Source organism: Brevirhabdus pacifica, from assembly GCF_002797755.1.
Lineage (GTDB): Bacteria > Pseudomonadota > Alphaproteobacteria > Rhodobacterales > Rhodobacteraceae > Brevirhabdus > Brevirhabdus pacifica.
Map to the genome: position 1 here is coordinate 148927 of NZ_PGFI01000012.1, position 22365 is coordinate 171291.

Here is a 22365-nt window from a genome sequence, read left to right on the forward strand (position 1 = left end):
CGGGGGCGGACGATCCGGGGATTGACGCGCGGGCGACCGCGCGGGCAAGGTCCGGGCAAGCACGAAAGGGCACAGTCATGGACAGCGCTACCGACAAGGCACCGGGCCGGTTCCCTGACGCGCAGGCCCCGGATGCGGGAGAGGACGCAAAGGCACCGGGCACCGCCCCCGATGACGCGACCATCTCGCCCGCGCCCGACGCCCACCACGACTGGGGCCCCTTCGGGCGGCCGCTTTTCGACGATCCGTCGGCACAGGCGCTCAAACGGGTCGGCGTGCTGGACGTCGGATCGAACTCGGTCCGGATGGTGGTCTTTGACGGCGCCGCCCGCTCTCCTGCCTATTTCTACAACGAAAAGCTGCTTTGCGGGCTGGGGGCCGGTCTGAACGATACCGGCCGTCTGAACCCCGAAGGGCGCCGCCGCGCGCTGGCCGCCATCCGCCGCTTCGACATTCTGGCCGATTCGATGGGCGTCTCGCCCCTCTCGGCCGTCGCCACCGCCGCCGTGCGCGACGCCGAGGACGGGCCCGAGTTCCGCGCCGAGGTCGAGCGCGAGACCAATATCAAGCTCTGGGTCATCGACGGCGCGGAAGAAGCCCGGCTGTCGGCCCAGGGCGTGTTGCTGGGCTGGCCGGGCGCCGATGGCCTGGTCTGCGATATCGGCGGGTCGTCCATGGAACTGGCTCAGGTGGGCGACGGGCGGGTCGGGCCGCGGGTGACCTCCCCCCTCGGTCCCTTCAAGCTGCGCGATATCAAGGGCGGCAAGAAGGCGATCAACGCCCATATCCGCGAGGTGATGGCCGGCCTGTGCGAGGAAATGGGCCGCAAGCCCCGGCGTATCTACCTTGTCGGCGGCTCGTGGCGGGCGATCGCGCGGCTGGACATGGAACGGCGCGGCTACCCGCTGAAGGTGCTGCACGAATACGCCATGTCGCCCAAGGACGTGCGCGACACGGTCAACTGGATCGCCGACAACGACCTTGAGGAAATCCGCCAGCTGTCGGGCACTTCGGCCGAGCGGATGGCGCTGGTACCGCTGGCAAGCCGGGTGCTGCGCGAGCTGGTCCGCCAGTTCGCCCCCAAGGAAATCTACGTCTCCAGCTACGGCATCCGCGAGGGTCTCTTGTATGAGCAGATGCCCGAGAAGCTGCGCCGCCGCGATCCGCTGATCGAGGCCGCCCGCTTCGCCGAGGCCAAGGACGCCCGCCGCCCCGGCTTCGGCAAGCAGCTTTACGAGTTCCTGCTGCCGATCTTCCGCAACGCGGGGGCCGAGAAGAAGCGGCTGGTGCGAGCCGCGTGCCTTCTGCACGACGTCAGCTGGCGCGCCCACCCCGATTACCGCCACGAGGTCTGTTTCGACAACGCCACCCGCGCCAACCTTGGCGGGCTGGATCATCGGGGGCGGGTCTTTCTGGGGCTGGCCCTGCTGCACCGTTACAAGAACTCGCGCAGCGGCACCCGGCTGGAACCCCTGCTTGAACTGCTGGACGACGACGAGATCCAGCAGGCCGAGGCCTTGGGCAAGGCCATGCGCTTCGGCGCGATGTTCTCGGTCGACGATCCCGACCGCATGGGCCGGCTGGAATGGTTTCCCAAAAAGCGCATCCTGCGGATGATCGTGGACCGCACCAGCCGCGATCTGTTCGGCGAGGTGGCCGAGACGCGGCTGCGCGCGCTTGCAGGCTCGCTCAAGGCCGAGGTCGAGGTGAAATTCGCCAAGTAGACCGACAAGGCCGCCGCGATCACGCGGGGGTCAAAGCTCGACCTCGCCGTTGGGACCGGTCCGGGTGCCCGGAAGGGGCACCGGATGGTCGGGGGCCGTGCGCCTGCGGATCAGGATATCGCCATTGGGCAGCACCTCGGGCGGGTGGTAGGCGTCCAGCTCGTCGATGCGGCCGCGCAGATCCTCCAGCAGTGGCTGAACCTCGGACAGAAGCCCGCGCAGGATCATCCGCGTCCCCTCTCCCAGCAGGTCCATGCCGCGCCCCATCCCGTCGCGGGGGGCGGACCGCTCGGCCTCGCCGGTCGACGGGGCCCCGGGGGCAGGTTGCGCGTCTTCGGGGGATTCGGGTTCGGGATCGGCGGCCTTCCAGCCGGTGAAGGCCCGCGCGCGCGGGGCACCCTGCGCCGCCGGGCCGGTCGGGCCCGCCAGCGCCACGGCCTGCGGCCGGGCCTTGCCCAGCCCCATGTGCGAGGCCAGCAGCGAACTGCCCAGCGGCACCAGAAGCGGCGCTGACAGCAGAAGCGGAAAGAGAAGGCGGCGGGCGTTTTTCATGGCCCGAGCATAGCCGAAAGGCCGCCCCATTAGAACGGGGCCGTCAGATCATGCGCTGAAATCCACCGTTACCGGGAAATGGTCCGACGCGGTCAGCAGCGCATCGCGCAACTCGGGGTTGCGGTAGATCTCGGGGTCGTCGAAAGGATGCCAGATCCGCCAGCGGGGATTGCGCTGCATCATCGCGGGGCCCAGCATCACGTAATCCAGAAGTGCCGAAAGATATCGTTTCTGTTCAGCGATGTAGAAACGCGCGCTGACCGGGGCGGCGCCCATCCGGCTGGCCAGGAGGGCCTGGGCGTGGGGATCGTAGAGGCGCAGCGGGTCGTCGGGGTTCTCGCCCATCACGATCTCGATCGAGGAGCGGCCGAACAGGCGCTCATACTCGTCCAGACCCGGCCCGTCGTTGAAATCGCCCAGCACGATCAGCGGCTCGTCGCGGCGCAGGTGCCATTCGACCCGGTGACGCAGCCAGATGCATTGGGCAAGCTGCTTGCGCCTGTTGTCGATGGCAAGGCGCGTCGCCTCGGGGATGGTGCGGGCGCCGTGGGGGGCCTTGGACTTGGCGTGCACCCCGATCATGCGAAAGGCGAAATCCCCGGCGGTGGCCGCGATCTCCAGCGGCGGCTTGGACCAGACGACCGGGTCGGGATGCATGTCGAGGTCGGTATCCAGGTGGAACGCCCCGTCAAAGCGCGGCACCGGCGGGTCGTGGTCGGCGCCTGCGGCCTCACCACCGGCCCCCGCACCAGCGCCCGCCGCCCCTGCCCGCCCCGCAAGGCGCGCCACCTCGTCCGGGCCTGAGCCGATGGGGTCGTGCCGCGCCCGGATCACGTCGGGATCGAAAAGTAGCATGATCTCCTGCTGGGTGTCGTTGGCAAATCCCAGCAGCGCCTGGCGCGTTCGCAGCCCGGCAAATTCCGCGAATTCCTGAAGGGCCACGCGGGCGTTGCGGTTGCGGCTGTCGTCGGGGGCCTCGACCACCAGGATCGCGTCGGCGTCCATGGCCTGAAATACCCGCACCAGCGCGGCAAGCTGCTCTCGGCGGGTCACATCCCGGCGGCGCGACCAGTGGGTATCGGGCACGGGCTTGCCCTCGTCGTCGAACAGCGCGTCGAACCATTCGACATTGTAGGTCGCCAGCCTCATGCCTTGCCGGCGGCCGGTCCCCGCCCGGCGGCGGCCCCCTGGTTCAGCTGCTCCCACGCCCGGTTGACCGCGATCAGCCGCTTCTCTGCCAGACGGATCGCCTCGGGCGGCAGGCCGCGCGCGATCAGACGGTCGGGATGGGCCTCGCGGACGCGGGCGCGCCAGGCGGCGCGGATCTCGGTCAGGGGCGCATCTGGTGCCACGCCCAGAACATCATGGGGATCGGGTTCGCAATCCGAGACGAACCGCGCGCGCAGACGGGTGAAAGTGGGGCGGTCGATGCCGAAGATCTCGGCCACGCGCTTGAGGAACTCCTCCTCCCCCGGGTGGTATTCGCCGTCCGCCAAGGCAATGTGGAAAAGCCCCTCCATCAGGTCGCACAGGGTCTCGGGGTCGTCGCCGAACATGCGGGCGACGCGGGCGGCGTAATCCTCGTAGCCGGCGACATCCTGGCGGGCCAGGTTGAACAGCCGCGCTGCGTTGCGCTCTTCCTCGGGGGGGATGTGGAAGACCTCGCGGAACGCCGCCACCTCATCGCGGGTGACCTGCCCGTCGGCCTTGGCCATCTTGGCCCCCAGCGCGATCACCGCGATGGCGAAGGCGACGGTGCGCTCAGGCGGGGCGCGAAAACTTTCGAACACCGCGCCCAGCCCCTCGCCCGAGGCCAGGGCCGAGATCGCATCGGCTATGCGAGACCAGATCGACATGGGTTCAAAGCATCTTCTGCATGAGCACGAGGTCGAGGTAACGGCCATTCTTGAACCCCACCTCCGACAGGCGTGCCACTTCGGCAAAGCCGATGGTGGCGTGAAAGCAGATCCCGTCGGGGTTGGCGGCGCTGACACCGGCCATCAGAACGTGACCGCCCGCGCCCCTCGCGTGCTCCTCCAGCCCCTGCATCAACGTGCGGCCCAGCCCCCGGCCCCGGGCGGCGGCGTCGATCACGACCGTATGCTCGAAGGCGCGGGCATAGCCTACCCCGCCTCTGAACTGCCCGTAGGTGGCAAAGCCCAGCACCGGGCCTCCACCGTCCCCACCCGGTTCACAGGCCAGTAGGAAACCGTGCCCCTGCTCGGCGCGCGCCGCGATCAGCTCGCGCAGATCATCGTCGGTCTTGGGGGTGCTGTTGAAGGTGGCCAGCGTGTCCAGGATCATGGCGTTCCAGATCCGGGCGATGGCGGCGGCGTCGTCGGTGCCGGCAGGACGCAGCACCGCCTGCGACGGTGCGGAGGGATGTGTCAGGGCATCAGTCATCGGGCGTCCAGATTGCAGCAAGGCCCCAGTCGCCCTGTGCGTGCAAGATTAGGCCATCATCGGCAAAGCGCAATCCCCGCGCCCGCGACCGTTCCCGCGACGCCGGGCCGAGGTGGGGGCGGGGCCGGGGGAAGTCGGGGCAAGGCGATCGCGCCCCTGCCCCTGCCCTTCCGTCAGGCGGCGACCAGTCTGCTGACCAGGACCACGACCTCGGGCTTCTTGCCTATCTCGTCCTGGGCGACCTGGCGGGCGACCTTGCGCACGACCCCCTCGATCGCCTCGTCGTCCGAAACGATCTTGTCCGAAGCGCGCTCGAGTGCGGAGTTGACCGCATCCTCGATCTCGTCGACCAGAACGGCGCCATTGCGGCCGCTGTCGGGCAGCCCCTTGATCTCGGCCCAGGCGTCGCCTGCGATCTCGTCATCCTCGTCGATCAGGATGCCGACGACGATGATGCCGTTCAGCGCCATGCGGATCCGGTCGCGGACCACGCCGTCAAGCGCGCCGATCATGCGCGCGCCGTCCAGGTAGGTGCGGCCGGTCTCGACATGGTCGACGACGCGGGGCGCCTTGCCGGCCAGGTCCAGCATCGTTCCGTTGGTGCAGATGGCCGAGGGGATGCCCGCGGCCTCGCCCAGGCGGGCATGTTCGCGCAGGTGGCGATGCTCGCCATGCATGGGGACCAGCATCTTGGGATTGATGAGCTGGTGCACCTTCTGCAGGTCGGGGCGGTTGGCGTGGCCCGACACGTGATAGAGGCTGGAGCTGTCGTCGACGACATCGACGCCCATTTCCGAAAAGGCGTTGATGATGCGGCCGACGCCGATCTCGTTGCCCGGGATGGTCTTCGACGAGAAGAGGAACAGGTCCCCTTCCCGCAGGCTGAGGCCCTGGTACTTGCCGCGCGACAGCTGCGCCGAGGCGGCGCGCCTTTCGCCTTGGCTGCCGGTAACGATCAACATGACCTTCTCGCGCGGCATGTCGCGGGCCTCCTCGGCCGAGATGACGGGCGGGAAGTTGGTGACGACGCCGCTTTCGACGCCGGCCTCGATCATGCGGCGCATGGCCCGGCCCAGCAGCACGACCGAGCGGCCGGCGGCGCGGCCGGCATCGGCCAGGGTCTGAAGCCGCGCGATGTTCGAGGCGAAGGTCGTGGCGACCACCATGTTCTTGGCCTCGGACACCAGGCGGGTGATCTCGGGGCCGACAGTGGCCTCGGAGCGCCCGGAATGGGGAGTGAAGACGTTGGTCGAGTCGCAGATCAGCGCCTGTACGCCCGGGGCGGCGACGGCCTCCCAGAGGTTGGGGTCGTAGGGATCGCCGATGATCGGGGTCGGATCCAGCTTGAAGTCGCCCGTGTGCACGACCCGGCCGGCGGGCGTGTCGATCACCAGGCCCGAGGCCTCGGGGATGGAATGGGGAACCGGCATGAAGCCCACGCGCAGCGGACCAAGATCAACCATTGCGGGAAATGACTCGAGCTCGCGGATGACCGAAACGTCGCGGCCGTGCTCTTCCATCTTGCGGCGCGCGATGTTGGCGGTGAAGCGGCGGCAATAGACCTTCTTGCCCAGGCGGGGCCACAGGTGGGCCAGGCCGCCGATGTGGTCCTCGTGGGCGTGGGTGATGAAGATCGCCTCGATGCGGTCGACGTTCTCCTCCAGCCAGGCGATGTCGGGCATGATGAGGTCCACGCCGGGCGTGCCCTCCATGTCCGGGAACGTCACGCCGAGATCCACCACGATGAGGCGCTCGCGCCCTGCCGGGCCATACCCGAACACATAGCAGTTCATCCCGATTTCACCGGCCCCCCCGAGCGGAAGGAAGATCAGTCGGCCGTTGTCGGTTTTCTTTCTGCTCATGATGCAGGGTTGTCCTTGTTGTATTTGTTGATGACGGTCAGGCCGTGCATCGTCAGGTTGTCCTCGAAGGCGTCAAATAGCGTATCGCCCTGTTGAAACAATGGTGCAAGCCCACCGGTTGCAATCACCTTCATCGGACGGTCGCGTTCTTCGCGTATTTTCGAGCAGATTCCACCGATCAGGCCGACGTATCCCCAGAACACCCCCGACTGCATGCATTCGACCGTATTGGTGCCCACGACCTTCTCGGGGCGGGTGACATCCACATGCGGCAGGGCCGCCGCCGCCAGGTGCAGCGCCTCGAGGCTGAGGTTGACGCCGGGCGCGATCACCCCGCCGATATAGGCGCCGTCGGCGGCCACCACGTCGAAGGTGGTTGCGGTGCCGAAATCCACAACGATCAGGTCCCCGCCATGCAGGTCATACCCCGCCACCGTGTTCACCAGCCGGTCGGGTCCGACCTGCGTGCCCGCATCGACCCGCACGTCCACAGGCAGGCGGCACTCGGGTTTGCCGACGACCAGAGGGCGGCATCCGAAGTAACGATCGGCGAACACCCGCAGGTTGAAAACCACTCGGGGCACGGTGGTGGAAACGATGACCTCGTCGATATCGACGTTGACGCCGGTGAGGTTCATCAGCGTCGTCAGCCAGACGTAATACTGATCCGCCGTGCGCTGATGCATGGTCGCGGTGCGCCAGGTGGCGAGGAACTTCTCGCCGTCCCAGATCGAGAAGACGGTGTTGGTGTTGCCGCAGTCGATGGCCAGAAGCATGCCTGCCTCCTTCAGAAATGGATCTCGGCCGCCGGTATCGCCTGGCGACCGCGCGCCGTGACCAGGATCAGCGCGCCGCTGTCGTCGATGGTCTCGAACCGCCCTTCCCAGCTGTCGCGGCCGGTGCGGGCGGTGACGGTCTCGCCCAGACGGGCGGCGTTTTGCAACCATGCCTCGCGCACCGGCGCGAAACCATAGGTGGTAAGGCGGCTCTCCCACATAGCATAGGCGGGGGCAAGTTGGTCCAGAAACTCTTCCGGCGTCAGGCAGGCGCCGGTTTCCGACATCAGCGAGACGGGCGCAACCGCGCCGGGCTCGACCTCGGCCCGGTCGGGGGCCATCCGCAGATTGACGCCGACGCCCACCGCCAATGCCCAGGGGGTGCCGCCCCCGGTCAGCGTCTCAAGCAGGATACCCGCCACCTTGCCGCCGTTCAGCAGCACGTCGTTGGGCCATTTCAGGGCGAAGGATCCGGGCCTGCCGGTGACGGCGACGAAGGCGTCGCGCAGGGCCAGCGCCGCCACGAAGGACCGCAGGGCCAGCCGTTCGGGCGGCTCGTCGGGGCGGCTGACCAAGGTGGCGGCGAAATTGCCGGCCGGGTTCTGCCAGGGCCGGCCGCGCCGCCCCCGGGCCGCCGTCTGTTCCCGCGCCAGGATCCAGGTCGGTCCGGCCAGTTCGGGCGCCAGGCGGGCGGCCTCGGCGTTGGTGCTGTCCAGCGTGTCGTAGATCCGGCGCCCGACGCCGGTGGGCCAGCCGCTGTCAGCGGCCAACGAGCGCCTCGGCGGCCATGGCAGCCATCCCGTCGATGCCGAAAAGGTTCACCACCCCCAGCACCATGAACGCGGCCGAGGCCATCAGCGCCAGCCAGTTGACCGGGGTCATCGAACGGTCCAGCGCCTCGCCCTCCTCGCCGAAATACATGTAGAACACGATCCGCAGGTAGTAGAAGGCGGCGACCACCGAGGCCAGCGCGCCGGCCACGGCCAGCCAGGTCAGGTCGGCGTCGACGGCGGCGGTCAGCACGTAGAACTTGGCGAAGAAGCCAACCAGCGGCGGGATGCCGGCCAGCGAGAACATCAGCACCAGCAGCGCCAGCGCGCGCAGCGGCTCCTGCTTGGAATACTGGTTCAGGGCGCGGATGTCGGTCACGGGTTCGCCATCGCGCTCCATCGACATGATGAAGGCGAAGGTGCCGATGTTCATGGTGACGTAGATCACCATGTAGATCAGCATGGCCTGGACGCCCGCGACGGTGCCGGCGGCCAGCCCCATCAGGGCAAAGCCCATGTGGCTGATCGAGGAATAGGCCATCAGGCGCTTGATGTTGCGCTGACCGATGGCGGCCACGGCGCCGATGACCATCGACAGCACCGACAGGAAGGCCACGATCTGGGTCCAGTCGCCGACCGCCCCGCCAAAGGCGTCATGGGCGACACGGGCGAAAAGCGCCATGGCCGCGACCTTGGGGGCGGTGGCGAAGAAGGCGGTGACCGGCGTCGGCGAGCCTTCGTAGACATCCGGCGTCCACATGTGGAACGGCGCGGCCGAGACCTTGAACGCCAGGCCCACGCTGAGGAACACCAGGCCGAAAAGCAGACCCAGCGGCAGCTGACCGGTGACGGCCGCGGTGATGCCGGTGAAAAGCGTCGTGCCCGCGAAGCCGTAAATCAGCGAGGCGCCGTAAAGCAGCAGGCCCGAGCTGAGCGCGCCCAGCACGAAATACTTCAGCCCCGCCTCGGTCGAGCGGGTGCTGTCGCGATGGATCGAGGCCACCACGTAAAGCGCCAGCGACTGAAGCTCCAGCCCCATGTAGAGGGCCATCAGGTCCCCAGCCGAGACCATCATCATCATCCCCACCACCGACAGCGCCAGCAGCAGCGGATATTCGAAGCGCATGATCTCCAGCCGCTCCAGCATGCGCTGGCTCATCACAAGGATGGCGGCGGCCGACAGCAGGATCAGGACCTTGGCGAACCGCGCGAAGCCGTCGTCGATGAAGGCACCGCCGAAGGCCTGGCGGCTGCCCCCCCCGCCGACGCCGATCCAGAAGGCCAGCAGCGCGAAGACACCCGCGGTCACCCACAGCACCAGCGGCGCCACCCGGTCCTTGCCGGTATAGACCGCCACCAGCAGTGCCAGCATGGCATAGACCGCCAGGACAACCTCGGGCAGGACGATGGAAAGGTCAGCTTGGATCATGGATCACGCCTTCAGTTCTGGGCCAGTCTGGTGTCGCTACCAGCGACCAGGGCGGTTTCATAGTCGGCGACCAGCGCCTCGACCGAGGGGCCGATGATGTCGGTGACCAGCGCGGGATAGACGCCCAGCAGCAGGGTCATCACCACCAGCGGCGCAAAGATCGCCCGCTCGCGCCCGGTCATGTCGGTGATCGAGCGCAGGCTTTCCTTGATCAGATCGCCCAGCACCACCCGGCGGTAAAGCCACAGCGCATAGGCCGCCGACAGGATCACGCCCGTCGTGGCCAGAACCGCGACCCAGGTGTTGACCTGAAAGACCCCCATCAGCGTCAGGAATTCCCCGACAAACCCCGAGGTGCCCGGCAGGCCGACGTTGGCCATGGTGAAGAGCAGGAAGATCAGCGCATAGGCCGGCATCCGGTTGACCAGCCCGCCGTAGGCGTCGATCTCGCGGGTGTGCATCCGGTCGTAGATCACGCCCACGCACAGGAAGAGCGCGCCCGAGATGAAGCCGTGGCTCAGCATCTGGAAGATGGCGCCGTCTATCCCCTGCTGGTTGGCGGTGAAGATGCCCATGGTGACATAGCCCATGTGCGCCACCGACGAATAGGCGATCAGCTTCTTCATGTCATGCTGTGCCAGTGCGACCAGCGAGGTGTAGATGATCGCGATCACCGACAGCCACAGGACCATGGGCGCCATCACCTCGGACCCCGCCGGGAACATCGGCAGGCTGAAGCGCAGGAAGCCATAGCCACCCATCTTCAGCAGGATCGCCGCCAGCACGACCGAGCCTGCGGTCGGGGCCTGCACGTGGGCGTCGGGCAGCCAGGTGTGCACCGGCCACATGGGCATCTTGACCGCGAAGCTGGCGAAGAAGGCCAGCCACATCATGGTCTGCAACCCGCCCACCACGTGAATGCCCAGAATGTTCAGCGCCTGGCTGTCGAACTGGTGGTTCAGCAGGGTCGGAATATCGGTGGTGCCGGCATCGACATACATCATCACCATCGCCACCAGCATCAGGACCGAGCCCAGCAGCGTGTAGAGGAAGAATTTGAAGCTGGCGTAGATCCGGTTGGCCCCGCCCCAGATGCCGATGATCAGGAACATCGGGATCAGGCCGGCCTCGAAGAACAGGTAGAACAGGATCAGGTCCAGCGCGCAGAAGACGCCGATCATCAGCGTTTCCAGCACCAGAAGCGCGACCATGTAATCCTTCACCCGGTAGGTGACGTTCCAGCAGCTGGCGATCACCAGCGGCATCAGGAAGGTGGTCAGCATCACGAACAGGATCGAGATGCCGTCGACGCCCATCTTGTATTTCAGCCCGCCCAGCCATTCGCCCTCTTCGACGAACTGGAACTTGGTGTTGCCGGGGTCAAACTCGGCCAGCAGGAACAGCGAGATCAGGAAGGTGGCCGAGGTCGCCGCCAGCGCAAGCCATTTGGCGTTGCGTTGCGCAGCGGCGTCATCGCCGCGCAGGAACAGCGCCAGGATGCCGGCTGCCAGCAGCGGGATGAAGGTCACGAAGGAAAGCAGGTTGTCCATTCTTGTCTTTCCTCAACCGATCGCGAACCAGGTGATGAGGGCGGCAAGCCCGATCACCATGGCGAATGCGTAGTGGAACAGGTAACCCGACTGCGCCCGACCGGCGAGCCGTGTGAAATAGGGCACGATCCCCATTGCCACCCCGTTGATCGAACCGTCGATGACGTTGCCGTCGCCGCGCTTCCACAGGGTTGCGCCCAGCCATTTGGCCGGCCCCACGAACAGGAACTGGTAGATCTCGTCGAAATACCACTTGTTCAGCAGGAAGTTGTAGAGCGGGCGCTGGCTTGCCGCGAGGCGTCCGGGCACATCCGGGCGCAGGATGTACATCCAGAACGCCAGGCCCAGGCCCAGAAGCATCGCGATGAAGGGGCTGACCTTGACCCAGGCCGGGGCATGGTGGGCCGCGTCCAGCACGTCGTTGTCGGCGCCGATGTAGATCGCACCATCGCCCGGAAGCGCGCCATGCCCGCCCTCGTCGACGGCGGCGGCGGCATCGGCGCTCTCGGAATGAGCAGCCTCCGCACCCGCTTCCTCGGCGACAGGCTCGGTCACGGCACGGGCCGCGCCCTCGGCGTCACCCTGGGCCAGTTCACGGGTGGCGTCCATCACCCCCTCGCCGTGGCCCGCGTCGGCCACCAGGCTGGCGGCCGCGCCGATGCCGAAGAACTTCTCGATATCCTCGTGGCTGCCGAAGAAGCCCTTGAAGAAGACCATGCCCGACAGGATCGCGCCGATGGCCAGAACGCCCAGCGGCACCAGCATCACCCGGGGGCTTTCGTGGGCATGCTCATGGGTGTGGCGGTTGCCGCGCGCCTCGCCGAAGAAGGTCATGAACATCAGCCGCCAGCTGTAGAAGCTGGTCATGGCCGCCGCGATCACCAGCAGCCAGAAGGCATAGGTGCCCGCGCCGGTGTGCGCGCCAAAGGCGCTTTCGATGATGGCGTCCTTGGACAGGAAGCCGGCGAAACCGATATGGGTCAGCGGGATGCCGACCCCGGTGATGGCCAGCGTGCCGATCATCATCGCCCAATAGGTATAGGGCAGCTTGTGGCGCAGCCCGCCGTAATTGCGCATGTCCTGCTCGTGATGCATCCCGTGGATGACCGAGCCTGCGCCCAGAAACAGCATCGCCTTGAAGAAGGCGTGGGTCAGAAGGTGGAACATCGCCGCCGAATAGACGCCGACGCCGGCGGCCACGAACATGTAGCCAAGCTGCGACATGGTCGAATAGGCGATCACCCGTTTGATGTCGTTCTGTACAAGGCCGATGGTGGCCGCCACGAAGGCGGTCGAGGCTCCGACCACCACGATGAAGGTCTTGGCGTCGGGGGCAAATTCCAGCAGCGGCGACATGCGGCTGACCAGAAAGACGCCCGCCGTGACCATCGTGGCCGCGTGGATCAGCGCCGACACCGGGGTCGGGCCTTCCATCGCGTCAGGCAGCCAGGTGTGCAGGAAAAGCTGGGCCGATTTGCCCATCGCGCCGATGAAAAGCAGCACGCCGATCAGGTTGGCGGCGTTCCACTCGGTCCACAGGAAGCTGATCTGCGTCTCCGCGATCTGCGGGGCAGCGGCGAAGATGTCGTCGAAATCGATGCTGTCGACCAGGAAGAAGAGGCCGAAGATGCCCAACGCAAAGCCGAAGTCGCCGACCCGGTTGACCACGAATGCCTTGATGGCGGCCGCGTTGGCCGAGGGCTTGCGGTAGTAGAAACCGATCAGCAGGTAAGACGCGACGCCCACCCCTTCCCAGCCAAAGAACATCTGGACAAGGTTGTCCGAGGTCACGAGCGCCAGCATGGCGAAGGTGAAGAACGACAGATAGGCGAAGAACCGGGGGCGATAGACCTCGCCCTCGCGGAAATTCTCGTCATGGGCCATGTAGCCGAAGCTGTAGAGATGCACGAGGCTCGAGACCGTGGTGATCACGATCAGCATGATCGCCGTCAGCCGGTCCAGCCGGATCGCCCAGTCGGTGGCAAGGCTGCCCGACTCGATCCAGCGCATGATCTGGACCTGCTCGGTCACGCCGTCGTGGCCGAGGAAGACGATCCACGACAAAAGCGCCGCCAGGAACAGAAGGCCGGTGGCGGTCCATTGCGCCGCTGTCTGCCCGATCAGGCGCCAGCCGAAGCCGCAGATGATCGCGCCCACCAGAGGGGCGAAAAGGATGATGCTTGCCATGTCCTCAGCCCTTCATCACGTTGACGTCTTCGACGTCGATGGTGCCGCGGTTGCGGAAGAAACAGACCAGGATGGCCAGCCCGATCGCCGCCTCGGCGGCGGCGACCGTCAGGACGAACAGGGTGAACACCTGCCCCGCCAGATCGTTCAGGAACGCCGAGAAGGCGACGAAGTTGATGTTCACCGCCAGCAGCATCAGCTCGATCGACATCAGGATGATGATGACGTTCTTGCGGTTCAGGAAGATCCCGAAAATGCCGATGACGAACAAGGCCGCCGCAACGGTCAGGTAGTGTTCCAGTCCGATCATGTCTGTCCCCTCGGATATGGCGGCTTAAAGGAAACCGTAACCGCCGATTAGGATCACGAGCACGACGATGACGACTATGAGAGTGGTCCGCGACATTGGTTTCTTCCTTCCCTGATGCGCCCCGGGGGAATTCCCGGTCCGCTGACTTCCCGGCTGACGCCGGAAGATTTCGTTACCCCCGCAGGCGGCCTGGCCGGCCCGCGGAACGCGTTACTGCAACCCCTGCCCCGGCTTGACGTCGCGCAGCTCCATCGCCTCGGCCGGATCGCGGTAGATCTGGGCCAGGATGTTCTGACGCTTGACGTTGGTGCGGTGGCGCAGGGTCAGCACGATCGCCCCCACCATCGCCACCAGCAGGATCAGGCCGGCGGCCTGAAAGAGATAGATGTACTTGGTGTAGACCAGCAGACCCAGTGCGGCGGTGTTGTGCACCTCGTTGAGGTCGGGCGTCACCGCGCCGCGCAGGGCCTGAGCCTGGTCGGCGAAGGTCCAGCTACCGAAGACCAGCCCCAGCTCCATCAGCAGCACGACCCCGATCAGCAGGCCCAGCGGCATGTAGCGGGCCATCTCGGCCTTCAGCTCGGCAAAGTCCACGTCCAGCATCATCACGACGAAGAGGAACAGGACAGCGACCGCGCCGACATAGACGATGACCAGCAGCATGGCGACGAACTCGGCCCCCAGCAGAACGAACAGCCCCGCCGACGACAGAAAGGCCAGGATCAGCCACAGCACCGAGTGCACGGGGTTGCGGGCAAGGACCGTCATCAGGCCGCCCGTGATCACCGTGATGGCGAAGAGGTAGAATGCAAAATCCGCGACGCTCATGTCTGTTTCTCCCCGTCCGCATCAATGACCTCGCGGGCCAGTTCCATCGCCTTGCCCATCGCGGGCAGGCCGCCGAAGACGCCCATCATCGCGATCGTCTCGGCCACTTCCTGTTTCGTCGCCCCCGCTTCCAGCGCGTGGCGCACGGTCATGCGGATCTGCGCCTCGGCCTGGGCGCCCAGCACCGTCAGCCCGGCCAGAGTCAGCAGCAGCCGCGTCTTGGCGTCCAGCCCCTCGGGGTTGAAGGTGCGACCCATGAAGGTCTCCATCATCTCCCGGGGCATGGTGGGCCACATGGCCTCCATCCCCTTGGGGGTGAGGCCCTCGAACGCGGGATTGATCTGACGGGCCATCTCCTGGCCCATCTTCATCATCTCCTCGAAGGGGTTTGCCGGCTTGCTCATCTGTAGGGCGCGTCCGTTGCAAGGTTGCGGGCGATCTCGGCTTCCCAGCGGTCGCCGTTCTCCAGCAGCTTTTCCTTGTTGTAGTAAAGCTCTTCGCGGGTCTCGGTGGCGAATTCGAAATTCGGCCCCTCGACGATGGCATCGACCGGGCAGGCTTCCTGGCAGAAACCGCAATAGATGCACTTGGTCATGTCGATGTCATACCGCGTGGTGCGGCGGCTGCCATCCTCGCGCGGCTCGGCGTCGATGGTGATGGCCTGCGCCGGGCAGATCGCCTCACACAGTTTGCACGCGATGCAGCGCTCTTCGCCATTGGGATAGCGGCGCAGCGCATGCTCGCCCCGGAAGCGCGGGCTGAGGGGGCCCTTTTCGTGCGGGTAGTTCAGCGTGGCCTTCGGAGCGAAGAAATATTTGAACCCCAGCCCGAACCCCTTGATGAAGTCGAACAGCAGGAAATACTTGGCGGCGCGGGTGATGTTCATGAGGAGGCCCACCGTTTCTCGTAGTCACTTTGCAGCGCCTTGCCCGTGGCGGACCCATCGTCCGCAGCGGCCGCCGACGCGGGTTTCTCGACGTCATAGCACATCAGCAGACGCGAGGCGGGCATCCGCCCCAGCGCAACCGACCCGATGTCGAACTGAATCCGGTGCCCCGCCTCGCGGGTGTCCACCAGATCGCGGTTGAACCAGCCCTTGGGGGCGGCGACGCGGCAGTCATGCACGATGAAGCCGCGGGTCGATTTCCAGTAGGTCCAGACCAGCTCGGGAGAGAACTGGTAGAAGCCGTGCCCGGGATAGCCGTTGAACGGCGTGAAGGACAGGAACCGTCCGCCCGGCGCCAACATCTGGGCCACGTTGTCCATCGCCTGCGCCACGTCGAAGACATGTTCCAGCGTGCCACCGTCGACGATCAGACCGAACTGGCCCTTCATCTCGTCGGGCACCGGCTCGTTCAGATCGTGGACAAGGCTTGCCCCCTCGAAGGGGGATGCGTCCAGCGCCTCGACCTCGCCCAGGCCAAGCTGACGGAACATGGTTTCCGAATAGCGGTCGGGCTGGGCATAGTTGCGGATGTCGTCCTTGATCCCTGCGGCCTTGAGGGCCTGGGTGAAATGGGTCCGGCCGATCCACCGGTCGGCCCGCAGGTCGAACTTCTGCCGCCCCAGCATCAGCGTGCGGCCGGGCGGGGTGAAGTCCCGCGACAGCTTGGCTAGCTGAAGGAAGCTGGAATAGTTGATCCCCATTCTCAGACCCCCACGATCCAGCGGGCATAGGCCCCGCCGAACCATCCGAATTGCGCGGCGAAGGCAACAAAGACCACCCAGCCCAGCGAGAACGGCAGGAACACCTTCCAGCCCAGGCGCATCAGCTGGTCGTAGCGGTAGCGCGGCACGATGGCCTTCACCATCGCGAACATGAAGAAGAAGAACGCCATCTTCGCCACCATCCACAGTGCCCCGTCGGGCACGCCGGGGATGGGCGACAGCCAGCCGCCGAAGAACAGCAGCGTGATCAGCGCGCACATCAGGAAGATGGCGATGTATTCGCCGGCCATGAACAGCAGGAACGGGGTCGAGGAATATTCCACCTGATAGCCCGCGACCAGTTCGGATTCAGCTTCCGGCAGATCGAAGGGCGGGCGGTTGGTCTCGGCCAGGGCCGAGATGAAGAACAGCACCACCATCGGCAGATGCGGCAGCCAGTACCAGTTGAAGAAGCCGTAATCGCCGTCCTGCGCGCGCACGATGTCGCCGAAGTTCAACGAGCCCGTGGACAGGATCACGCCGACGATGATCAGCCCGATCGACACCTCGTAGGAAATCATCTGCGCGGCCGAGCGCAGGCTGCCCAGGAACGGGTATTTCGAGTTCGAGGCCCAGCCACCCATGATGACGCCGTAAACCTCGAGCGAGGAGATCGCGAAGACGTAGAGGATCGCCACGTTCAGGTCGGCCAGCACCCAGGTGTCGGTGAACGGGATCACCGCCCAGGCCACCAGCGCCAGCACGAAGCTGACCAGCGGCGCCAGCAGGAACACGGCCTTGTCGGCACCGGCGGGCACCACGACTTCCTTGACCACGTATTTCAGCGCGTCGGCCACCGATTGCAGCAGGCCGAAGACGCCCACCACGTTGGGGCCGCGCCGCATCTGCACGGCCGCCCAGATCTTGCGGTCGCCGTAGACCAGAAACAGCAGCGAGATCATGACGAAGGCAACCATCGCCAGCACCTGTGCCACGATGATCAGGGCAATCCCGGCCCCGGTGGAGAAAAACTCAGCCATTGGCGCTCATACCGTCGGTATCCCCTTGTCCCTGCAATCCTTCACCACCTCGGAGGCCCTCAGGGCGACCGAACCGGCCGGAAAACTAGGCGAGACGGTGTAAACAGCATCGGCTTTCCAGATGCCACCGTCTTTCGCCAGATTGGTGCGCACATGTTGCGCGTATTCGTAACCCCGGATCAGCGTGTACTGCCCCGCAGCACAGCGCGCGTAATCCTCCACGTCGCCTGCGTGGCGGGCACCGCGCATGCGAACCTGGAAGTTGACCAGGTTGGTGTCCATGAGCCGGGTTGCCACATCCAGATAGACCGGGCTGAACCCGTCCCGCGCGGGCGTCGTGGCGGCACGGCGGGCAGCCTGTTCGGCACCCAGCGGCGCGATGGGCTCCTGCCCGCAGGCGGCCAGCAGCGCAATGCCCGACAGCCCCGCCACAAGCGCAAGGGCCCTGCCCCGGCCGCTCGGGCCGCCGGCGGCCACGCGCTGCCCGGGCATGGCCCGGGGCGTCACGGCGCCGTCACTGGGGGTGGGGTTGGACATCATCGCGCTCCGCTCTCCGTCTATTCCGCGGCCATCGGGCTGTTGGCCCGGGCCTTTGCGCCGGCCGAAAGCTCGGCCATCAGGGCCGAGGCCCGGGCGATGGGGTTCGACAGGTAGAAATCGCGCACCGCCCCCCCGAAGGCCCCCTGGCCAAGATCGCCCGCGGGCAGATCGGCGGGCAGCTGGTTGTCGGCAAGCTGGTCCACGTCACCCAGGTGCGGCACCGCCGCGATCAGCGCCTGGCGAAGCTGTGCCAGGCTGTCATAGGGCAGCGTCTGGCCGGCCTCGGCGCTCAGGGCACGCAGGATGGCCCAGTTCTCCTTGGCGTCGCCGGGGGCAAAGCTGGCCCGCTGGGCAAGCTGGGGCCGGCCCTCGGTGTTGACGAAAAGACCCGGCTCCTCGGTGTAGGCGGCGGCGGGCAGGATGACGTCGGCGCGGTGTGCGCCCCGGTCGCCGTGGCTGCCCTGGTAGATCACGAAGGGCCCTGCGGGCACGTCGATCTCGTCGGCGCCCAGGTTGAAGACCGTGGCCGCCCCGTCGAGGGCCGCATCCAGGCCGCCTGCGGTCACGGCGCCCACGTCCATCGCCCCCACGCGCGATGCCGCGCTGTGCAGGATCATCATCTTGGAGTCGCTGTTGCGCACCAGGCGCATGACCCGTTCCAGGACGGCCGCGCCATCCTCGCCCGTCAGGGCGCCCTGCCCGACGATGACCAGCGTGCGCTTGGCGCGTGTTTCGTCCGACACCTGGCGGTCGCAAAGCTTGTCGAGGGCCGCGCGGTCGTCGCCCAGATGGGCGTAGTCATAGGTCAGGTCCACCGCCGGGCCGACCAGTCCGATGTCGGCGCCCCGGATCCAGGCCCGGCGCAGACGCGCGTTCAGCACGGGCGCCTCGGTCCGCGGATCGGTTCCGATCAGCTGGATCATCTCGGCGCTGTCGATATCCTCGATCGCGGCGTTGCCGACATAGGCGCCGCGTTGGCCGGCGGGCAATGCCGCGCCGTCGGTGCGGCATTCGACCGAACCGCCCAGCCCCTCGACCAGTTGCTTGAGGGCGAAGATCGCCTCGACCGGGGCCAGGTCGCCGACCACACCCGCCACCTTGCCGGCGCGGAGCGCGTTCGCCGCGGCCCCCAGCGCCTCAGGCCAGCTGGCGGGACGCAGCTTGCCGTTCTCGCGGATATAGGGGCGGTCAAGCCGCTGCCGGCGCAGGCCGTCGAAGACAAAGCGGGTCTTGTCGGAAATCCACTCCTCGTTCACCGCGTCATGGTTCACGGGCAGGATGCGCATCACTTCGCGCCCCTTGGTGTCCACCCGGATCGCCGAGCCGAGGGCGTCCATCACGTCGATGCTCTCGGTCTTCGACAGCTCCCACGGGCGGGCGGTGAAGGCATAGGGTTTCGAGACCAGTGCGCCCACCGGGCACAGGTCGATGATGTTGCCCTGCAGGTTCGAGTTCAGCGTCTGGTTGAGGTAGCTCGTGATCTCGGCATCCTCGCCGCGGCCGGTCTGGCCCATCTGGGTGATGCCCGCCACCTCGGTGGTGAAGCGCACGCAGCGCGTGCAGGAGATGCAGCGCGTCATATGCGTCTCGACCAGTGGGCCCAGATCCAGATCGTCGACGGCGCGCTTGGGTTCGCGATACCGGCTGAAGTCCACGCCGTAAGCCATTGCCTGATCTTGCAAATCACACTCGCCGCCCTGATCGCAGATCGGGCAATCCAGCGGGTGGTTGATCAGCAGGAACTCCATCACCCCCTCGCGGGCCTTCTTGACCATGGGGCTGTTGGTCTTGACCACGGGCGGCTGGCCCTCGGGGCCGGGACGCAGGTCGCGGACCTGCATGGCGCAAGAGGCCGCGGGCTTGGGCGGGCCGCCGACCACCTCGACCAGACACATCCGGCAGTTGCCGGCGATCGACAGACGCTCGTGGTAGCAAAAGCGCGGGATCTCGATGCCGACCTGCTCGCAGGCCTGGATCAGGGTCATCGCGGGATCGACCTCGACCTCGCGGTCGTCGATGATGATCTTGCGTAGCTCAGACATGTCTATCGGGCCTCTTGCCGGGCTGGCGCCGCGGCGCCTCCCACGTTGCGACCTGTTCCAACGGGACCAGATCGGCGTTTCGCGTGCGGGGCCGGCGGTCCGGCCCCGGTGTCTTCATGGCGCGGCGGGGGCTCATCCGTCCCTCCGCGCGCCGTCTTCCACGGGCCAGCGCTTGAACGCCAGCACGTAGAGCATGATCAGGTTCAGCACCGGCACCAGCATCAGCAGTGCAAGCCAGCCCGAATGGCCGGTGCGCCGCCACAGCGCGTAGAACGGCGCCACGATGACGATGGCCCAGAAGGCCATGAACAACCAGCCGCTGACGTGCATGTAGAAGGCGCCGTCCATCATCGCCCTACTCCGCCGCCACGGCGGGCGCGCGGCCCCGGCGCTTGTGGGCGATCCGCTCTTCGATCTCGTCGCGGAAATGCCGGATCAGGCCCTGGATGGGCCATGCGGCGGCATCGCCAAGGGCGCAGATCGTGTGCCCCTCGACCTGCTTGGTCACGTCCAGCAGCATGTCGATCTCATGGGGTTCGGCATCGCCGCGCACCAGACGATCCATGACCCGCATCATCCAGCCGGTGCCCTCGCGGCAGGGCGTGCACTGGCCACAGCTTTCGTGCTTGTAGAATTTCGACAGCCGCCAGATCGCCTTGATGACGTCGGTGGACTGATCCATCACGATCACCGCCGCCGTGCCCAGACCCGACCGCTGTTCGCGCAGCCAGTCGAAATCCATGATCGCCTCGTCGCAGATGTCGGCCGGAAGCAGCGGCACCGACGAGCCGCCGGGGATCACCGCCTTGAGGTTCTTCCACCCGCCCCGGACCCCGCCGCAATGCTTGTCCAGCAGTTCCTGAAGCGGGATCGACATGGCCTCTTCGACCACGCAGGGGTTGTTGACGTGGCCCGAGATCGCGAACAGCTTGGTGCCCGCGTTGTTGGGCCGCCCGAAGCCCGAGAACCATTCGGCCCCGCGCCGCAGGATCGTGGGCACGACGGCGATGGATTCGACGTTGTTGACCGTGGTCGGGCAGCCGTAAAGCCCCGCGCCCGCCGGGAACGGGGGCTTCATCCGGGGCATGCCCTTCTTGCCCTCAAGGCTTTCCAGAAGGGCGGTTTCCTCGCCGCAGATATAGGCGCCGGCACCGTGGTGCAGGTAGATGTCGAAATCCCAGCCCGAGCCGGCGGCGTTGGGCCCCACGAGGCCCGCGTCATAAGCCTCGTCAATGGCGGCCTGCAGCGCCTCGCGCTCGCGGATGTATTCGCCGCGCAGGTAGATATAGCAGGTATGCGCGTTCATCGCGAAGGACGCGATCAGGCAGCCTTCGATCAGGGTGTGCGGATCATGGCGCATGATCTCGCGGTCCTTGCAGGTGCCCGGCTCGGATTCGTCGGCATTGACCACCAGATAGGACGGGCGGCCATCGCTTTCCTTGGGCATGAAGGACCACTTCAGGCCGGTGGGAAAGCCCGCACCGCCACGCCCGCGCAGACCCGAGGCCTTCATCTCCTCGACGATCGCGTCGCGACCGCGCTTGATGATGTCGCCGGTCCCGTCCCAATGGCCGCGCGCACGGGCGCCGGCCAGCGTGCGTTCGTGCATGCCGTAGAGATTGGTGAAGATCCGGTCCTTGTCGGTCAGCATCGGCCTACCCTTCGTCACTCTGGCGCGCACGCCAGATCCAGAAAACATTTATCAGCGCCCAGGCGAATGCCGCGAGGGCCAGGAAGTCGAACAGGAAGACATACCGGACCTCGAGGCCCAGCCGTCCACCCAGATATTGCGCCGCGAACCACAGCAGCATGGTCGCGACCATCACGACGCCGACCAGGCGGGCCCTGCGGGCAAGCTGCATGTCGCGGTCCTGCCCCATGTCAGCGTCCCTGCCCCTCGCCGGCCAGGCGTGCCGCCTGGGCGACCCACTCGTCGCGGCTGACACGGCCACGGAAGCCGGTGAGGTTCTGATCGACCCAGGCCACCTGCCCGGCATCCCAGGCGGCGATCTGGTCGAAGTGGAAATAGCCCATGCCGTTCAGCATGGCGGCAAGCTTGGGGCCGACGCCGCGGATGCGGGTCAGGTCGTCGCCCTTGCCGTCGCGGGGGGCCGCAAGCCCCTCGGGGCGGCGCTCGGCGGCGGCGGTGCCGGGGGCCTCGGCGTCGCGGGCGGCGGCGACACGGGCGCCGGGGACCGGATCCTGTGCCGCCGGGGCGGGCTCCACCGGCGTTGCGGCGGAGGTGTCGGCAAGGCCGGCATCGGCCGTGTCGACCGGGGCCACGGGGGAATGGGGCGGCATCTTGTCGACCAGCTCGTCGCGCGCCGGGGCGGGTGCCGGGGCGGGTTGCGGAGCAGGTGCCACTGGCGGCCTGTGGGCGGCGGTCTGGCCGGCCTCGAGCGTGGCCGAGGGATCGGCGGGGATGTCGGCGCCCGCCCGTGCCGCATCGGCTACAGGATCGGTCGTGGCCCCTGTTGTCGTCCCCAAGGTGCCTTTGCCAGTGCCGCGACACAGGCCCCAGGCCAGAAGGACCCCCAGAAGCACCGTCAGCACGACCCCCAGCGCCAGCGCGCCCAGAAGCGAGAAACCGGCCAGGAGCCACAGGATCACAAAGGACAGCACCCCGGCGGCGGCCGAGATCTGCCAGCACAGGGCCGTACAGTTCTTGTCGTTCGTTTTCATGGACATGGCGGTTTTCCCTCAGG

Annotated in this window: 23 protein-coding genes; 1 reads left to right on the forward strand and 22 read right to left on the reverse strand. The window is 66.8% G+C overall.

Annotated features, from left to right (window positions below; translation table 11 throughout):
* The first annotated feature begins 182 nt into the window (after positions 1 to 182).
* A complete protein-coding gene (locus tag CLV77_RS10225) occupies positions 183 to 1724 on the forward strand; it encodes a Ppx/GppA family phosphatase (RefSeq protein ID WP_076981196.1) in 1542 nt (513 codons plus the stop codon).
* Between the two features lie 30 nt (positions 1725 to 1754).
* On the opposite strand, the gene CLV77_RS10230 is transcribed toward CLV77_RS10225, so the two are convergent.
* The 22 genes from CLV77_RS10230 to CLV77_RS10335 all read right to left on the reverse strand — a co-directional run bounded on the left by CLV77_RS10230 (position 1755) and on the right by CLV77_RS10335 (position 22348).
* Positions 1755 to 2276, reverse strand: a complete 522-nt coding sequence (locus CLV77_RS10230) for a hypothetical protein (RefSeq protein WP_143815106.1) — start codon at positions 2274 to 2276, stop codon at positions 1755 to 1757.
* Between the two features lie 48 nt (positions 2277 to 2324).
* Positions 2325 to 3425: an endonuclease/exonuclease/phosphatase family protein gene (locus CLV77_RS10235; RefSeq protein WP_076980646.1), complete on the reverse strand. Its 1101-nt coding sequence runs from the start codon at positions 3423 to 3425 to the stop codon at positions 2325 to 2327.
* The gene (locus CLV77_RS10240) at positions 3422 to 4132 is read right to left on the reverse strand and encodes a TerB family tellurite resistance protein (RefSeq protein ID WP_076980645.1); all 711 of its coding nucleotides are present in this window, start codon (positions 4130 to 4132) and stop codon (positions 3422 to 3424) included. Before CLV77_RS10240 ends, CLV77_RS10235 begins: the two co-directional genes overlap by 4 nt.
* Before the next feature lie 4 nt (positions 4133 to 4136).
* Positions 4137 to 4637 (reverse strand): GNAT family N-acetyltransferase, encoded by a 501-nt coding sequence (locus CLV77_RS10245; RefSeq protein ID WP_076981195.1) that lies wholly within the window; start codon positions 4635 to 4637, stop codon positions 4137 to 4139.
* Positions 4638 to 4852: 215 nt separating this feature from the next.
* Positions 4853 to 6541, reverse strand: coding sequence for a ribonuclease J (locus CLV77_RS10250; protein ID WP_076980644.1), 1689 nt, complete (start codon positions 6539 to 6541; stop codon positions 4853 to 4855).
* Entirely contained in the window at positions 6538 to 7317 is a 780-nt protein-coding gene (locus tag CLV77_RS10255) for a type III pantothenate kinase (RefSeq protein ID WP_076980643.1), read from the reverse strand. Before CLV77_RS10255 ends, CLV77_RS10250 begins: the two co-directional genes overlap by 4 nt.
* An 11-nt stretch (positions 7318 to 7328) precedes the next feature.
* Positions 7329 to 8087: a biotin--[acetyl-CoA-carboxylase] ligase gene (locus CLV77_RS10260; protein WP_076980642.1), complete on the reverse strand. Its 759-nt coding sequence runs from the start codon at positions 8085 to 8087 to the stop codon at positions 7329 to 7331.
* Positions 8077 to 9516 (reverse strand): NADH-quinone oxidoreductase subunit NuoN, encoded by a 1440-nt coding sequence (gene nuoN / locus CLV77_RS10265; protein WP_076980641.1) that lies wholly within the window; start codon positions 9514 to 9516, stop codon positions 8077 to 8079. The genes CLV77_RS10260 and nuoN overlap by 11 nt, the downstream gene beginning before the upstream one ends.
* Before the next feature lie 11 nt (positions 9517 to 9527).
* Positions 9528 to 11066 (reverse strand): NADH-quinone oxidoreductase subunit M, encoded by a 1539-nt coding sequence (locus tag CLV77_RS10270; RefSeq protein WP_076980640.1) that lies wholly within the window; start codon positions 11064 to 11066, stop codon positions 9528 to 9530.
* Between the two features lie 12 nt (positions 11067 to 11078).
* A complete protein-coding gene (nuoL, locus tag CLV77_RS10275) occupies positions 11079 to 13253 on the reverse strand; it encodes an NADH-quinone oxidoreductase subunit L (protein ID WP_076980639.1) in 2175 nt (724 codons plus the stop codon).
* Between the two features lie 4 nt (positions 13254 to 13257).
* Entirely contained in the window at positions 13258 to 13563 is a 306-nt protein-coding gene (nuoK, locus tag CLV77_RS10280; protein WP_076980638.1) for an NADH-quinone oxidoreductase subunit NuoK, read from the reverse strand.
* Positions 13564 to 13773: 210 nt separating this feature from the next.
* Positions 13774 to 14391, reverse strand: coding sequence for an NADH-quinone oxidoreductase subunit J (locus CLV77_RS10285; protein ID WP_076980637.1), 618 nt, complete (start codon positions 14389 to 14391; stop codon positions 13774 to 13776).
* Positions 14388 to 14795: a carboxymuconolactone decarboxylase family protein gene (locus tag CLV77_RS10290; RefSeq protein WP_076980636.1), complete on the reverse strand. Its 408-nt coding sequence runs from the start codon at positions 14793 to 14795 to the stop codon at positions 14388 to 14390. Before CLV77_RS10290 ends, CLV77_RS10285 begins: the two co-directional genes overlap by 4 nt.
* A complete protein-coding gene (nuoI, locus tag CLV77_RS10295; protein WP_076980635.1) occupies positions 14792 to 15277 on the reverse strand; it encodes an NADH-quinone oxidoreductase subunit NuoI in 486 nt (161 codons plus the stop codon). Before nuoI ends, CLV77_RS10290 begins: the two co-directional genes overlap by 4 nt.
* Complete coding sequence (locus tag CLV77_RS10300; RefSeq protein WP_076980634.1) at positions 15274 to 16038, reverse strand: class I SAM-dependent methyltransferase; 765 nt, start codon at positions 16036 to 16038, stop codon at positions 15274 to 15276. Before CLV77_RS10300 ends, nuoI begins: the two co-directional genes overlap by 4 nt.
* A 2-nt stretch (positions 16039 to 16040) precedes the next feature.
* Complete coding sequence (gene nuoH / locus CLV77_RS10305) at positions 16041 to 17078, reverse strand: NADH-quinone oxidoreductase subunit NuoH (RefSeq protein WP_076980633.1); 1038 nt, start codon at positions 17076 to 17078, stop codon at positions 16041 to 16043.
* Positions 17079 to 17084: 6 nt separating this feature from the next.
* On the reverse strand, positions 17085 to 17615 hold the full coding sequence (locus tag CLV77_RS10310; protein WP_321174932.1) for a hypothetical protein: 531 nt from the start codon (positions 17613 to 17615) through the stop codon (positions 17085 to 17087).
* Between the two features lie 20 nt (positions 17616 to 17635).
* Positions 17636 to 19660, reverse strand: coding sequence for an NADH-quinone oxidoreductase subunit NuoG (gene nuoG, locus CLV77_RS10315; RefSeq protein WP_076980632.1), 2025 nt, complete (start codon positions 19658 to 19660; stop codon positions 17636 to 17638).
* Positions 19661 to 19792: 132 nt separating this feature from the next.
* Positions 19793 to 20011, reverse strand: coding sequence for a DUF805 domain-containing protein (locus CLV77_RS10320; protein WP_076980631.1), 219 nt, complete (start codon positions 20009 to 20011; stop codon positions 19793 to 19795).
* Between the two features lie 4 nt (positions 20012 to 20015).
* Positions 20016 to 21311, reverse strand: a complete 1296-nt coding sequence (gene nuoF / locus CLV77_RS10325) for an NADH-quinone oxidoreductase subunit NuoF (protein ID WP_076980630.1) — start codon at positions 21309 to 21311, stop codon at positions 20016 to 20018.
* 4 nt (positions 21312 to 21315) lie between these two features.
* The gene (locus CLV77_RS10330; RefSeq protein WP_076980629.1) at positions 21316 to 21540 is read right to left on the reverse strand and encodes a DUF5337 domain-containing protein; all 225 of its coding nucleotides are present in this window, start codon (positions 21538 to 21540) and stop codon (positions 21316 to 21318) included.
* Position 21541: 1 nt separating this feature from the next.
* Positions 21542 to 22348, reverse strand: a complete 807-nt coding sequence (locus CLV77_RS10335; protein WP_076980628.1) for an NADH-quinone oxidoreductase subunit E — start codon at positions 22346 to 22348, stop codon at positions 21542 to 21544.
* Positions 22349 to 22365: the final 17 nt, after the last annotated feature.